The sequence below is a fragment of the Microbacterium sp. Bi128 genome (assembly GCF_918698205.1).
In genome coordinates this window covers 1-14,224 of the sequence record NZ_CAKKMM010000068.1, presented here as the reverse complement: position 1 = coordinate 14,224, position 14,224 = coordinate 1, and the positions used below count along the sequence as shown (strand labels likewise).

Annotated in this window: 16 protein-coding genes; 7 read left to right on the top strand and 9 right to left on the bottom strand. The window is 71.5% G+C overall.

Features of this window, described 5'->3' with window-relative positions:
• Nucleotides 1-124: 124 nt before the first annotated feature.
• The 3 genes from LQV45_RS07815 to LQV45_RS07805 are packed head-to-tail and all read left to right on the top strand — an operon-like array spanning nt 125 to nt 1,027.
• Nucleotides 125-418 carry a rhodanese-like domain-containing protein gene (locus LQV45_RS07815; RefSeq protein WP_230006507.1) on the top strand — a complete coding sequence of 98 codons (294 nt, stop codon included), beginning with the start codon at nt 125-127 and terminating at the stop codon, nt 416-418.
• Nucleotides 419-449: 31 nt separating this feature from the next.
• Nucleotides 450-728, top strand: a complete 279-nt coding sequence (locus LQV45_RS07810) for a glutaredoxin family protein (protein WP_138174220.1) — start codon at nt 450-452, stop codon at nt 726-728.
• A complete protein-coding gene (locus LQV45_RS07805) occupies nt 725-1,027 on the top strand; it encodes a Dabb family protein (protein WP_138174222.1) in 303 nt (100 codons plus the stop codon). The genes LQV45_RS07810 and LQV45_RS07805 overlap by 4 nt, the downstream gene beginning before the upstream one ends.
• A gap of 9 nt (nt 1,028-1,036) precedes the next feature.
• Here LQV45_RS07805 and LQV45_RS07800 read toward each other — a convergent pair whose 3' ends face one another.
• The 5 genes from LQV45_RS07800 to LQV45_RS07780 form a co-directional block, all read right to left on the bottom strand.
• On the bottom strand, nt 1,037-2,095 hold the full coding sequence (locus LQV45_RS07800) for an ABC transporter ATP-binding protein (RefSeq protein ID WP_230006506.1): 1,059 nt from the start codon (nt 2,093-2,095) through the stop codon (nt 1,037-1,039).
• A 72-nt stretch (nt 2,096-2,167) separates the two neighbouring features.
• Nucleotides 2,168-3,508: an aspartate--tRNA(Asn) ligase gene (gene aspS, locus LQV45_RS07795; RefSeq protein ID WP_230006505.1), complete on the bottom strand. Its 1,341-nt coding sequence runs from the start codon at nt 3,506-3,508 to the stop codon at nt 2,168-2,170.
• A gap of 41 nt (nt 3,509-3,549) precedes the next feature.
• On the bottom strand, nt 3,550-4,431 hold the full coding sequence (locus tag LQV45_RS07790) for a carbohydrate ABC transporter permease (protein WP_230006504.1): 882 nt from the start codon (nt 4,429-4,431) through the stop codon (nt 3,550-3,552).
• A complete protein-coding gene (locus LQV45_RS07785) occupies nt 4,428-5,375 on the bottom strand; it encodes a carbohydrate ABC transporter permease (RefSeq protein ID WP_230006503.1) in 948 nt (315 codons plus the stop codon). Before LQV45_RS07785 ends, LQV45_RS07790 begins: the two co-directional genes overlap by 4 nt.
• Nucleotides 5,372-6,610, bottom strand: a complete 1,239-nt coding sequence (locus LQV45_RS07780) for an extracellular solute-binding protein (protein ID WP_230006502.1) — start codon at nt 6,608-6,610, stop codon at nt 5,372-5,374. Before LQV45_RS07780 ends, LQV45_RS07785 begins: the two co-directional genes overlap by 4 nt.
• Before the next feature lie 179 nt (nt 6,611-6,789).
• Between LQV45_RS07780 and LQV45_RS07775 the strand changes: the two genes are divergently transcribed.
• The gene (locus tag LQV45_RS07775) at nt 6,790-7,782 is read left to right on the top strand and encodes a nucleoside hydrolase (protein WP_230006501.1); all 993 of its coding nucleotides are present in this window, start codon (nt 6,790-6,792) and stop codon (nt 7,780-7,782) included.
• Nucleotides 7,783-7,824: 42 nt separating this feature from the next.
• Here LQV45_RS07775 and LQV45_RS07770 read toward each other — a convergent pair whose 3' ends face one another.
• The 4 genes from LQV45_RS07770 to LQV45_RS07755 form a co-directional block, all read right to left on the bottom strand.
• Complete coding sequence (locus LQV45_RS07770) at nt 7,825-9,192, bottom strand: NtaA/DmoA family FMN-dependent monooxygenase (protein WP_230006500.1); 1,368 nt, start codon at nt 9,190-9,192, stop codon at nt 7,825-7,827.
• On the bottom strand, nt 9,185-10,330 hold the full coding sequence (locus LQV45_RS07765; protein WP_230006499.1) for an amidohydrolase family protein: 1,146 nt from the start codon (nt 10,328-10,330) through the stop codon (nt 9,185-9,187). Before LQV45_RS07765 ends, LQV45_RS07770 begins: the two co-directional genes overlap by 8 nt.
• A gap of 146 nt (nt 10,331-10,476) precedes the next feature.
• The gene (locus LQV45_RS07760) at nt 10,477-11,733 is read right to left on the bottom strand and encodes an adenosylhomocysteinase (RefSeq protein ID WP_230006498.1); all 1,257 of its coding nucleotides are present in this window, start codon (nt 11,731-11,733) and stop codon (nt 10,477-10,479) included.
• On the bottom strand, nt 11,730-12,494 hold the full coding sequence (locus LQV45_RS07755; RefSeq protein ID WP_230006497.1) for a hypothetical protein: 765 nt from the start codon (nt 12,492-12,494) through the stop codon (nt 11,730-11,732). Before LQV45_RS07755 ends, LQV45_RS07760 begins: the two co-directional genes overlap by 4 nt.
• 68 nt (nt 12,495-12,562) lie before the next feature.
• On the opposite strand from LQV45_RS07755, the gene LQV45_RS07750 reads away from it, so the two are divergent.
• The 3 genes from LQV45_RS07750 to LQV45_RS07740 form a co-directional block, all read left to right on the top strand.
• Nucleotides 12,563-12,955, top strand: coding sequence for a DUF6264 family protein (locus LQV45_RS07750; RefSeq protein ID WP_230006496.1), 393 nt, complete (start codon nt 12,563-12,565; stop codon nt 12,953-12,955).
• A 97-nt stretch (nt 12,956-13,052) separates the two neighbouring features.
• A complete protein-coding gene (locus LQV45_RS07745) occupies nt 13,053-13,739 on the top strand; it encodes a DedA family protein (protein ID WP_138174246.1) in 687 nt (228 codons plus the stop codon).
• A gap of 87 nt (nt 13,740-13,826) precedes the next feature.
• On the top strand, nt 13,827-14,224 hold a 398-nt coding region (locus tag LQV45_RS07740), incomplete at its 3' end, for a histidine phosphatase family protein (protein ID WP_230006495.1).

Genomic DNA, 14,224 nt, shown 5'->3' with positions numbered 1-14,224 from the left:
GCTTCGCAAGACTCGTCACCAGCGTCGCAACAAGAAGTAACGCGACCACCACACCGAGCGCCTGTCACCCGACGGGCGCTTCGTGTATCCGGCCTCCGTCCACTCCGTCCTTTCGAGGAGCATCATGCAGTCCATCTCGGTCCACGACCTGCACGCCGGACGCGACCGTCCGCTCGTCGACGTGCGCGAGGTCGACGAGTTCACCGCCGGGCACGTTCCGGGTGCCGTGAACCTGCCGATGTCGAGCATCGGTGAGAACCTGCACATGCTCCCCGAGGGGCCTTTCGACGTCATCTGCCAGGCCGGTGGCCGCTCGGCACGCGTCGTCGAGGCGCTGTCGGCCCGCGGCCACGACGCGACGAACGTCGAGGGCGGCACCGGCGAGTGGATCGCCTCCGGGTACGACGTCGAGTCCTGACACCTCGACGCGTCCTCCTAGGATGGGTGGAGTGACCACCCTCACGCTGATCGGCAAGCCCGACTGTCATCTCTGCGACGTCGCGGAGCAGATCGTCGAGACCGTCGTGGGCGAACTCCCGACCGCCGTCGCCGATCGCGTGATCGTCGAGCAGGCGTCGATCGCTGACGACGCCACCCTGTTCGAGCGGTGGTGGGAGAAGATCCCCGTCGTCCTCATCGACGGAGAATTGCACGCGCACTGGCGCGTGTCCGCCGACCGTCTGCGTGCCGCGCTCCTCGCGGCCGACACCGAAGGAGCCTCCGCGTGAGCATCCGACACATCGTCCTGTGGAAGCTCGCGGCCGACGACGCCGACACGCGTGCGCTGCACGCGGAGCAGGTCGAAGAGCGCCTGCTGTCGCTGCGCGCCGAGATCCCCGAGATCCTGCACCTCGAGGTGGGACGGAACGTCGCCTACCCGCAGACGAACTGGGACATCGTGCTGGTCAGCGAGTTCGCCGACGTCGAGGCGCTCGAGCGCTACCAGGTGCATCCCGCGCACCAGGAGGCGGGCGTGTTCATCCGTTCGGTCGTCGCCGACCGCGCGGCCATCGACTTCCCCGGGTGATCTCCGGGCTCAGCTGAGCGGACGCGTCGCGACCGGCACCGGTGCGAGGGCGATCCGCACGTGAGCATGATCGTCCAGGCGGGCGCCGGCCGCGTGATCGACGTGGACGAGGCTCCCGTCGCTCGTGCGCACGCGTGACCGCCGCACGTTGCCCAGGAAAGTGCTCTCCTCGACGACGGCATCCATTCCGGGGGCATCCGCGGCCACGAGGACGACGTTCTCCGGACGCACGACGACCTCGCAGTGTCCGTCATGTGCCGACTCGGCGAGGGGGACGTGCTGCCCCCAGACGTCGACGACGGACCCCTCGACGATGCCCGGGACCGTGCTGACAGGGCCGAGCACGGCCGCGACCGCCGGTTCTCCGGCGCGGGCGTACACCTTCTCGGGCGTGCCGTCGGCGGCGATGCGCCCCCGATGCAGGACGATGACGCGGTCGGCGACCGCGATCGCCTCGGCCGTGTCGCGCGTGATCCAGATCGTGGTGGTCCCGCGTCGGCGCAGCTCGCGCACGAGAGCGTCGCGCAGACGTTCGCGCCCGGACGTGTGCAGCGCGCTGAGCGCGTCGTCGAGCACGAGCGCCCGGGGGTTCGTCGCGAGGGCACGCGCGAGAGCCAACCGCTGACGGTCGCCGCGCGAGAGACGGCGCACCGGCGCGTCCGGCGCGGACAGGCCCACGAGCGCGAGGAGGCGATCCGCCTCGTCGCGGGCGCTCGGCTGGCGTCGACGGGCGCGGGCGAGTACGGCGTCGCGCACCCGTCCGAAGCGGGGGCCGGCGTCGTCGAACACCCCGGCGATCCTCGGGGCGTCGGGGCGGGCGCGTCCGTCGATGCGGACTTCCCCGCCGTCGGGCCGTTCGTCCCCGGCGATGATCCGCGCGAGGGTCGTCGCGCCGCAGCCGGACTCGCCCACGACGGCGAGGATGCCACCGGCGGCCACATCGAGATGGATGCCGTCCAGTACGCGTCGGCCGGCGCGCGTCCTCCCCACACCCGCGAGGCGGATGCTCCGACCCGCACCGGAGGAGCCGTCCGCGGGGACGGTCAACGCGGCGCTGTCGACGACCATGACGACACGTTAGACATCACGGGTGGACCGACCCGGCCCGGCGAGTGAACCTCGGGCGTCGGGCGGGCGAACTCAGGGGGCCAGGCGCGTGGGGCCGCGGAACAGGTACGTGACTTCGCGGATCGACGACTCACCGAGCAGCAGCATCAGCACGCGCGCGAGGCCCATGCCGAACCCGCCGTGGGGAGGGGCGCCGAAGCGGAAGAAGTCGAGGTAGAAGTCGAGGTGCTCGGGGTCGAGCCCCTTCTCTTTCGCCTGCGCGATCAGCACATCGACGCGGTGCTCGCGCTGGGCGCCCGTGGTGATCTCGACGCCGTTGAACAACAGGTCGTACGACTTGGTCAGCCCCGTCTCGGCGTCACGCATGTGGTAAAACGCGCGGATCTCGGGGTGGTAGTCGGTGACGAAGACGAACTGGTGGCCGAAGGCCTCGCGCACGTGCGCCGCGATCTGACGCTCGCCCTCGGGGTCGAGGTCGCCGTCCGTGCGGGGGACCTCGTAGCCGCGGGCGGCCACGATCTCGCGGGCTTCGGCGAGCGGGATGCGCGGGAAGGGCAGGCTCGGCACCTCGACCTCGACGTCGAACAGCTCCTGGATCTCGTCGCCGTGCTTGTCCTTGACCGCCTGGATGGCCGTCTGCAGCAGTTCCTCCTGCATGCGCGCGACGTCCTCGTGCGAGTCGATCCAGCTGATTTCGGCGTCGATCGAGGTGAACTCGGTCGCGTGACGGCTGGTGAACGAGGGGTCGGCGCGGAAGGCGGGGGCGATCTCGAAGATCTTGCCGAAACCGGCGACCTGCGCCATCTGCTTGAAGAACTGCGGGCTCTGCGCGAGGTAGGCCGTCTTGTCTTCGAAGTAGGGGACCTCGAACAACTCGGCGTTGGACTCCGACGGGGATGCCATGAGCTTGGGGGAGTGGATCTCGATGTAGTCGCGCTCGACCCAGTACGTGCGCATGGCGTGCTCGAGGGTCGTCTGCACCCGGAAGATGAGGTTGTTGCGGCGCTGGCGGAGGTCCAGGAAGCGCCAGTCCATGCGCTTGTCCATCCCGCTGTCGGCGGCGATGGGCGTCTCGGGGTTGGCCGCGGCGGCGATGTCGAGTTCGCCGACCTTGATCTCGACGCCACCGAGCTTCACACGCTCGTCGTGCTTGAGCTCACCGTGGACGGTGAGGAACGTGCCGTTCGCGAGGGCCCCGATGGTCTCGGTCAGAGCGAGGGCCGCGGCATCCTGCTCACCGGCGTCCTCGGCAGGACGCGTCGCCGGATTCACGAGCTGCACCGCACCGGTCTCGTCGCGCAGCACGACGAACTGCACCTTCTTCTGATCGCGGACGGTCTCGACCCACCCCGACACCGAGACGGGGCCGGCGGGACGGGATTTCAGCTGGTTGACCAGGACGCGTTCGCTCACGATCCCCCAGTCTACGTGCGGGGCGGCGCGCGTCCCGCGTCTCAGCGTCCGGCGCCGGCGGTCAGACCCGCCTTGACGTGCCGCTGCGCGGCGAGGATGACCACGAGCGCCGGGACGCTCGCGATGAGCGAGGCCGCCATGGTCGCGGCCCACGTGTTCAGGTTCGAGTTCGACAGCGCGAAGATCAGCACCGACATCGGGTACATCTCGTTGCGGTTGACCAGCGTCAGTCCGAAGAGCAGGTCGCCCCAGCTGAAGAGGAACGCGAAGACGCCGGCGGTGACGATCGCGTTGCGCGAAAGCGGCACGACGATGCGCCAGAGCGTCCCGAGGGGCCCGAGGCCGTCCACCGTGGCCGCCTCGATCACCTCGGTGTCCAGGCGCAGCATGAACGCCCGCATCACGATCACCGCGAACGGCACGCCCGCGGTGGAATTGGCGAGGATGAGGCCGATGAAGGTGTTGAGCAGGCCCCAGGAGTTGAACATCGCGTAGAACGACGTCGCCAGGACGACGCTGGGGATCATCTGCGCCAGCAGCAGCAGGATCAGAGCGAGACTCACTGCGCGCGAGCGCAAGCGGCTCAGGGCGTACGCGGCGGGGATCGCCACGAGGAGGGTGACCAGCACCGAGCCGAGCGACACGAGGATCGAGACGCGCAGCCCGCTGATCCCGGCGTCGTCGAGAGCCTTCTCGTAGCCCCCGAGGCCGGGTGAGGCGGGGATCCAGGCGGTGTCGGCGGAGTTCGCCGAGGGCTGCAGCGACGCCGAGACCATCCAATACACCGGGAAGAGGTAGACCGCGAGCACCACGACGGTCACGAGTGTCCAGGTCCAGCCGCGACGGCGACGGCGCGCGGCGGGCACCGGCTCGGCCGGAGGGGCGGACACCGTCACGGGGGCGGACGGCAGGGTCGCGGTCATTCGTCACGCTCCCGGCGCATCGACATCACGGTGTACACGATCGCGAACAGCACGCTGATGCCGAGCAGCAGCATCCCGTACGCGCCGCCGAGTCCGAACTGGAACTGCTGGAAGGCCTGCCGGTAGGACAGCAGCCCGAGGGTGACGGTGCTGTTGGCGGGACCGCCGGCAGTGAGGACGAGGACGAGGTCGACGATCAGGAGCGTGTAGACGACGCTCATCACGACCAGGACCGAGATGACGGGCCAGATCGTGGGGAGCACGATCGCCGTGAGCCGCCGCCACGCCCCCGCGCCGTCGAGCTGTGCAGCCTCGAGCTGTTCCGCGGGTACCTGTTTGAGGGCGGCGCCGAGGATGGTCGCCCAGTACGGCAGGCTCGCCCACACGGCGACGACGATGACGGCAGGCAGGGCCGTGGCGGGGTTGGCCAGCCAGGCCTCGACCGGGATGCCGAGCGAGCGGAGCACGTCGTTGATGGGCCCGTCGCCGGCCAGAAGCGACTTCCAGACGGTCGCCACGACGACCGCCGGGAGGAGCCAGGGCAGGAGGATCAACGTCGGCAGCCACCGGCTGCCGGGGAAGGTGCGGGCGAAGAGGAGGGCGAGGAGGAGCCCGAGCACGAGCTCTATCACGACGGAGACGATCGTGATGGTCAGCGTGTTCGCGAGCGCCCGGAAGGTCACCGGCTCGGCCAGGATCGCCTCGAAGTTGGCCGTCCCCACGAACGGGGCCCGGCCGGTGATGAACGTCCCGGTCGTGAAGTTCGTCGTGCTCATGAACACGCCGTACCCGAGCGGGAAGAGGAAGAAGACGACGAAGAACACCACCGCGGGGGCGAGGAAGGCCCACAGTTCCTGCCGCTGACGGGTCGCGAGAGAACGCCGGAACCGGCCGGGGGTGCGAGCCCCCGACCGGCCGGTCGTCGTCAGCGTGTCCGCCGTCACTTGCCGCTGGCCTGCTCCAGCGCGGCCTGAGCCGTCTGCCCGCCGACCGTCGCACCCTGGATGGCGTCGACGTACTGCTGCTGCAGCGTGTTCCACTCGGTGCCCAGCTGCGCGGAGTTGTAGGCGCCGTCGACCGCGTCGACGAACGGGGCCGCGGCGGGCACCTTCTCGACGAAGGCGGCCTGGGCGCTCTGGAGAGCGGGGATGTAGCCGCCCTGCACGGCGGTGTCGATCTGGTTCTCCTCCGAGGCGCGGCACTTCACCAGGGCCGCCGCGGCGGCCTCCTTGTTCGCGTCCGCGTTGGCGGCGACGCCGTACGCGTACCCGAGCAGGTTCACCTGGGGCGACTCGCCGCTCTTCGCGGTCGGGAACGGGAACGTGCCCCACTCGAACGGGATCGAGGTGTCGACGAGGTTCCACGGGCCCGACACCGTCAGGGCCGCGGAGCCGGAGGTCCACTGGTCGATGGAGTCCCAGCCCCAGTTGACGAACTCGGACGAGAGCGCGCCGTTGTCCACGAGCTTCTTGTAGAGGTCGACGGCCTCCACGGCACCGGTGCCGGTGGGGTCGGCGGGGTCGCCCCCGGCCGAGAGGAGGAACGGCAGGAAGTAGACCGGAGTGGAGCCGTCGCCGCCGATACCGGGGAGCACGATGCCCTTCTGCGACGACGTCGTGAGAGAGGCGGCGAGCGTGGCGAGGTCGTCGAACGTCTTCGGGGCGGTCTCGGGAACACCCGCGGCGGCGAAGGCGGCCCTGTTGTAGAAGATCGCGTAGTCCTCGACCTGGACGGGGAGGCCGTAGAGCGTGCCGTCGTACCGGCCGAGGTCGGCGGCGCTGTCGGCGAGACCGTCGGTGGAGACGTCGTACTGGCCGAGATCGGCGAGCACCCCCTGCGAGGCGAGCTGGGGCAGCTGCGTGTCGGTGGAGAGGAGGGCCACGTCGGGCAGCGACTTCGCGCCCGCGGCCTGGAGGAGGCGGGTGGTGTAGTCGCCGGACTGGGTCTGCACGTCGACGGTGATGCCGAGGTCGGCGGCGCAGGTCTCGAAGTACTTCTTCTGCAGCCCCTGGTAGGGCTCGAAGTCGATGTTGTTCCACACCGTGAGCTGCACGCCCTCGAAGCCGTCGGTCGCGGCGGGGGTCGCCTGCCCGCCGGAGCACGCGGTGAGGGCGAGGGCGGCGGTGAGACCGACCGCGGGCAGAGCGGCGCGGCGCAGTCGCTGAGACGAGGAAGCCATGGTGTGTCCGTTTCCCGACGACGCCGGAGGCGCCGGTCGACCTGTGCTGTGGGGACGCGGGTCGGGGCCGCCCGTGTCACTGATCACTTTGGGGTGTTCCCGTGACGAACAGGGAACAGGCGTGTCACGTGATGTAACACCGCGCCGTGTCGTCGGTGCGGAACCGGCAGGGTGAGAGCATGGCATCCCTCTCTTCCCCTTCCGTCCGGCGCGTCCTCGTCGACACGGACACCGGCCTCGACGACGCGCACTCGCTGATGTACCTGCTGGCGCAGCCCGACGTCGAGATCGAGGCGATCACGACGATCTACGGCAACACCCCCGTGGAGGACTCCGCGCGCAACGTCCGGACGGTGCTGCGACTGGCCGGCCGAGAGGACATCCCGTTGCACCTGGGCGAGGCCGCGCCGATCGAGGGCGAGGCCTCGATCGCGGACTTCGTGCACGGCACCGACGGCCTCGGCGACCGTCTCGCACGCGCCGAGCTGCGCGTCGAGGACGAAAGCGCGGTGGATGCCATCGTGCGCATCGCCGCAGAGCACCCCGGCGAGGTCGATCTGCACCCGCTCGGACCCCTCACCAACATCGCCCGCGCGCTCGAGCGCGACCCCGACCTGTTCCTGAAGTACCGCTCGGTCGTGATCATGGGCGGAGCAGGCCCCTACCCGGCGCCCGGGGGAGCGACGCTCACGGATGCCAACACGGCCAACGACCGCCGGGCCGCCGAGATCGTGTTCGGCGCGCGCAACTCCGGCAACGTCGTGATGGTGGGCGTCAACGTCACCGCGACGGCGATCCTCGACGAGCACGTCCTCGCGGTGCTGCGCGGAACGGGCACCCCGTGGGCGACGTTCGCCGGCGAGGTCCTCGATGCGTACAACGACTTCTACCAGTACAAGTGGGGCCGCCGGATCTCGTCCGCGCACGACGGCCTGGCCACCGTGATCCTGCACCGGCCCGAGATCGTCACGGGCTGGATCGAAGGACCGGTGGACTACACGCCGTACGCCGACTCGCTGGCCACGCGCATCGCGCTGACCCACGACGGTCTGCCGCTCGCGTGGGGGACGCCCGAGGGTCCGACGGTGCGCGCGGTCACGTCGTTCGACGGCACCGAGTTCCTGCGGCGGTTCGTGCACGCCCTGTCGACGGGACCCGCGCCGCGGGACTGATCCGACGGTCGGTGCCGCGGGGACCGCCCCGCGGCGCCGGTCTCACCGGGCGCCGGAGCGCGCGGGGTGGTCGTCGCCGAGACGATCCCGTCGGTCGCTGCGCAGGCGCGAGCGGAACGTGCCGTCGGTGGGGAACCCGCCGTACAGGCCTCGCTCGCGGAGGGCGGGCACCAGCAGCTCGGCGAAGTCCTCGACCGAGGCCGGCGACAAGAACGGGTGCAGCAGGAATCCGTCCACCCCGGATTCGTCCACGAACTCCCCGATCGCGTCGGCGACGGCATCCGGGGTTCCCAGGAACCGCTCGTCCGCGAAGGCGGTGACCTTCGAGAACTGTCGGCGGACGTCCCCGGCGGTCAGCACGGGGGCGTCACCGCGGGTCTCCTTCGTCTGCGTCGCGTTCGTCGCGCGCTTGACCAGCGGCTCGTCGTCGGCGTACTGCGAGAAGTCGATGCCGCCCCACCCGGCGTAGGCGGCCAATTGCGCCTCCGAGGAGTAGTGCGCCTGCAGGGAGTCGATCTTCTCCTGCACGGCGATCGCGGTCGGAGCCACGACGAGGTTCATGCCGACCACGGCGCGGATCTGCGAGGCATCCCGGCCCAGTTCCTCGGCCCGGCGACGGATGCCGGCGAGCCCCTCGCGCACGGCCACGGGGTCGGAGTCCCCGACGAAGATCAGCTCGGCGTGGCGTGCGGCGAACTCGCGGCCGCGGGGTGACCAGCCCGCCTGGATGATGACCGGGGTCCGTTGCGGCGACGGGGTCACGAGGTGGGGGCCGGCGACGCGGAAGTGCTCACCCACGTGGTCGATCCGGTGCACCTTCGCCGGGTCCGCGAACACTCCGGATGCCTTGTCGCCGACGAACGCGTCGTCGTCCCAGCTGCGCTCCCACAGGGCGTACGCGACGTCGAGGAACTCGTCGGCACGGTCGTACCGGCTGTCGTGCGCCAGGACGTCGAGGCCGAAGTTGGCCGCGGCGCCCGGCAGGTAGGAGGTCACGACGTTCCAGCCGATGCGGCCGCCCGTGAGGTGGTCGAGCGTCGGGAAGCGGCGCGCGTGGGCGAAGGGGTGCTCGTACGTCGTCGACACGGTGGTGCCGAACGCGAGCCGGTCGGTCACGGCGGCGAGGGCGGGGATGTGCAGCATCGGGTCGAGGGCGGGGACCTCGACGCCGTGCCGCAGGGCGGTGTCGGCACCGCCCCGGTACGTGTCGTAGAGGCCCAGCACGTCGCCGAAGAAGAACAGGTCCATGCCGGCGTCCTCGACGCGACGCGCCTGGTCGGTCCAGTACCGCAACGACGTCGCCGAGAGCCGGTCGTCGGCGGGGTGCGTCCACAGGCTCGCCGCCGAGGAGCCGTTGCCGACGCAGGCCTGTTCGTACAGGCCGAACAGCAAGGGGCGGGGATCAGACATGTGCGGTGGTCCGTTCGTGATCGGGGGAGTTCGCCCAGCGGACGCGCCCGCCGATGAGAGTGACGGAGGCCTCGGCGGGCCCGGCTTCGACGAGCTCGGTGAGGACGTCGCGCGGCGCGGAGGCCGAGACGGGGAAGACGGCGAGATCGGCTCGGGCGCCGGCGCGGAGCACGCCGGTGTCCGCCAGCCCCAGGGCGTGGGCGCCTCCGGCGGTCGCGGCGGCGAACAGCCGGGCGTGCAGGTCGTCCCCGTCGTACCCCTGGCCGCGGGCGATGCCGTACAGGGCGGCGACGTCATGCCACAACGACAGGCTCGGCGACGACGACAGCGAGTCGGTGCCGACCGCGATCGCGTTGCCCTCGCTCAGGTACGCGGCCACGGGGGCCGGGTCGAGACCGATGACCGCGTTGGAGCGCGGGCACAGCGCCACGCTGACCCCGCGTTCGCGCAGCAGGGCGCGGTCGTCCGCGTCGACGTAGATGCCGTGGGCGAGGTGCGTCGTCGGGGTCAACGCGCCGAGGCCGTCGAGATAGCGGAGGACGCCGGTGCCGACGCCGCCGTCGCGGAGCAGGGCGAACTCGCCGCGGCCGTTCTGCCGCCACCGCTCGGCGAGGTCGCCGGTTCCGGTGCGCACGTACGCGTCCTCCCACGCCGACTCGGCGGCGTGGATGTGCTGCCGCACACCCAGCTCGCCGGCGAGGCGCGCGAGATCGCGGATGACACTCGTGTCGAGCGAGTAGATCGCGTGCGGGGACAGGCCGACGGCGGGGTGCGGGGGGAGCGCCGCGAGCTCGGCGCGGACGATGCTCTCGCCGCCCTCGGCCCACGCCCGATCGGTCCAGCCCAGGACCTCCCAGAACGCGATGCCGTGGAGGCCCGCGTCGTGCACCGCCGACCCGGCCTCGGCGTCGGTGACGATCTCGGCGACCGCGGTCGTGCCCGCGCGCACGCACAGCGCGGCCCCGGCCGCCGCCGACGCGCTCCAGTCGCGGGGGAGCGGATACAGCTCCATGAAGGCGCTCATCCACGCCTCGAAGCCGCCGTGCTCCGCTTGCCCGACCGCGGCCATGTCGCTGTACTGCAAGTGGGTGTGGGCGTTCACGAGCCCCGGCGTCAGTGCGCCGTCCCACTCGCGCACCTCGGCATCCGTGCCCGCGAGGGAAGCGAGGACCTAGTCGGTCGGGCCGACCGCGAGGATCCGGTCGCCCGTGACCGCGACGGCGCCGTCGGAAAGCGGGGCGGAGCCAGCGGACAGGACGACCGGCGCGCGGTGGACGACGACCGTCATTCTTCGCCCGCCTCGGGGTTCCAGGCGGCGAGGAACGCCTGCTGCGCCGCGGACGGGGCGTCCAGCGTCCCGCCGAACGAGGCCAAGGCGATCGCGGCGACCTCGTCATCGGCCGCGCGAGGCAGCTCGTGCACGCCGGGGGCGAGATCCGGCGAGGCCAGGACGTGGGCGACCGAGGCCAACTGCACGCCGAAAGAGAGGTCCATGATCTCGACCGGGTTGCCCTCGGCGGCGCTGACGTTGAGGCAATTGCCGTCGTCGAGCACCCGCACCTCGCCCCCGCTCGGCATCCGGAGCACCGAGACGGCACCGTCGCGGGCGATCTCGACCGCACCGGCCGCGTGCGCCGCGTCGAGGGCGATCTCCTGACCGACACCGCCGCCGACGGCGACCACCGCGCCGCTGCGCAGGGTGTCGAGGTGGGCGACATCGATCGTGTGCCGGACGCCGGTGGCCGAGATGACGATGTCGGCGTGCCGCACGGCCTCGGCGAGGGTCTGCACCCGGAACCCGGCGAAAGCGGCCTGGAGGGCCGCGACCGGGTCGGTCTCGGTCACGACGACGCGCGCTCCGAGCGCGGCGGCGTGCTGGGCGATGCCGGTTCCGACGCGGCCGAACCCGACGACGACGACCGTCGCCCCGCGGAACGAGCGGTCGGCGACGTCGGCCACGGCGAACACGACCGACTGTCCGGTGCCGTGCATGTTGTCGAACAGCGACTTGGAGCGGGCGTCGTTGGCGGCGACGACCGGGATGCGCAGGGCACCGGCCGCCTCCATGCGCCGCAGGGGCCGCACGCCCGACGTGGTCTGCTCGGTCGCCCCGCGCATCCGGTCGACGACGTCGGGGCGCTCGAGGTGGGCGAGGCGGATCGTGGACGCTCCGTCGTCGACGATCACCTCGGGTCGGTGATCGATCAACGCCAGGGCGTTCGCGCGGTCCTCGGCGTGGTCGGCGCTCGCGCGGGCGTAGACGGGGATGCCGGCGTGGTCCAGCGCCGCGGCGACGGCGTCGTCGGTGTTGCGTCCCGCGGACGTGACGGTCACTTCGGCGCCCGCCTCGGCCAGCGCGAGCGCGATCGTGGCCGTCTTCGGCTCGAGGACGTCGGAGACGCCGATGCGCACTCCCGCGACGGTGCCCTCACGGCTCAGTCGTGCCGCGAGCGCCGTGGTGACCGGCATGTGCGCGCGGGCCCACTCGATCCGATCGAGGCCCGAGCGCCACAGGCTCGCGTTCGCGATCCGGCCGCTCACGGGGTCACCGCCGCCGCGAACACGCCACGGTCGTCGTCGGGGCCGCCGTCCACGAGCAACGCGGCCAGCAGCGCGTCGGCGAGGTGCCGCTGCGCCGCCGTGGGCGGCTCCGCCGCGGTGGGGAGGGGTGAGGGCATCTCCACGAGCGCTCCCTTCGGGGTCGTGCGCACGTGCGCGCGCGGGGACGGCCAGGTCGTGGCATCCACCGGGCGGGGGGAGGCGTCGGCGACGAGGCCCCCCACGTCCGTGGACGTCAGGGCGTCGTGACCGACACCGGTCAGGAGCGTCACGTGCACCGTGGCTGCGTCGGGGGCCGTGACGGACTCGACGCGCACGCCGTCCAGCGCCGCCGCGAGCCGCTCGACCGGATCGTCGCTGGCGCGGACCACCGCGGCGCCCAATCGGCGCAGCACCGTCGTCAGCGCTGCCGCCACGGGGCCATCGCCGACGATGCGCACGGTGCTGCCGGCGAGGGTGAGATTCGTCCGGGCGGAGAGGGCGAGGACGACCTGCTCGGCGCGCACGTGCGCGTACAGGAGGCCGAACACCCGTGACTCCAGCGGGTCCGGCGCCGCCGGGTCGTGGACCACGTCGATGCGCTCCGCGTCGCGGAGCGCCGCACGGATTCCGGGCGGAAGGTCGGGCAGCGGGCCGCCGTACGCGACGGCGGCGGGTGCGGCGGACCGCGCGTCCCGGATCCGCGAGGAGATCGGGAACGCGCCGTCGAGCCCGGCGGGCAGAGCGGACGAGGAGGACGACACGGCTCGAACGTAGGGCGCGAAGGCGCCCCGGCGCCAATTCGTGACGCCGCGTCTCTAGGATGTGGCTCGTGACCTACTCCCTCTCCCCGGAGTCCTATCGGATGCTCCGGCCCGAGCGGCCGTCGCGCCCCGCGCGACGGGCGTGGGATCTCGTGCTCACGATCGTGCTGCTCGTGCTTCTTCCGCTCGCGGCCCTGGCCTGTTCGTACGCCGGGTTCTTCCTCGCGTTCGCCTCGGACGCGTGCGGGTCGATGACGTGCAATTTCGGGCTGATGAACGTCGGGTTCTGGTTCGCCGTCATCGCCCCGTGGGTCGTGCTGCTGCTCGCCGTCGTTCTCGCGATCGTGCGTCTGGTCCGCCATCGCGTGAGCTTCTGGGTGCCGCTCGTGGGCGTCGTGGCGATGGCGGCGACGTGGTTCGTCGCCGCGGCGATCGTCAGCGCCGGGGTCTCGGCATCCTGAATCGCCCGCACCCCTCACAGGTGCTGCGAAGGCGCCGCCCGTAGTCTCTCGGCGGGCGCCCGGACGGGCGGCCGATCACCGAGCGCGAAGGCACCCGATGACCGACAGCACCCTCTCCCTGCACCGCGCGTCCGCGGATTCCTCGTCGGGCGACCAGTCCTGGCTCACGTCGCTGGCCGACTGGACCGTCTCGCTCATGGAGGTCATCGGACCCGTGGGCGCAGGTATCGCGATCGCCCTCGAGAACCTCTTCCCACCGCTGCCGAGCGAAGTCGTGCTCCCCATGGCGGGCCTCACCGCGAGCCGCGGATCGTTCACTCTCTTCGAAGCCCTGCTGTGGACCACGCTCGGCTCGGTCGTCGGCGCTTTCGCGCTCTACGGCCTCGGCCGCTGGCTCGGAGTCGACCGCCTGCGGGCGATCGCGGCGAAGGTTCCGCTGCTGCACCCCGAAGACGTCGACCGCACCGTCGCCTGGTTCGAGCGGCACGGCGGCAAGGCGGTGTTCTTCGGACGGATGGTGCCGATCTTCCGCAGCCTCATCTCGATCCCCGCGGGGGTGTCGAAGATGCCGCTCTGGCGGTTCGGGCTCCTGACGGCCGCCGGCAGCCTCATCTGGAACACGATCTTCGTCCTGGCCGGCTACCTCCTGGGTGAGAACTGGCACGTCATCGAGCAGTACGCCGACATCCTGAAGTACGTCGTCATCGTCGGCGTGGCCGTGGGTGTCGCGTGGTTCATGTACGCGCGGATCCGGTCGTTGCTGGCCTCCCGCCGCGACGCCTGAGCGCGGTGCCGACGAGGTAGGACGGCGTCGAACCAACGGCCGCCCCCGCTCAGCCGGCCCACAAGACGCCACCGTAGACTGGACGCCGTGCCCGCCGACCGCCTTCATCTCGTGCGCCACGGGGAAGTCCACAACCCCCGCCGCGTGCTCTACGGTCGGCTCCCCGGTTTCGGTCTGAGCGTCGACGGACGCCGCATGGCCCGGCAGGCCGCCGAGTACATCCGCGGCCTGGAGCGACCGGTCGGCGCGCTCGTGGCGTCGCCACTGCAGCGCACGCGCGAGTCCGCCGAGCCCTTCGTCGAGCTGTTCGGCATCGAGTCGTTCATCGACGATCGGGTGATCGAGCCCACCAACGTCTTCGAGGGTCGGCGCATGAAGCGGGCCCTCGCGAACCCGCTGAACTGGCGGCACCTCGCCCGGCCTGCCATCCCGAGCTGGGGCGAGCCGTACGAGCGGGTCGTCGCACGCGTGACCGAGGCGATGGC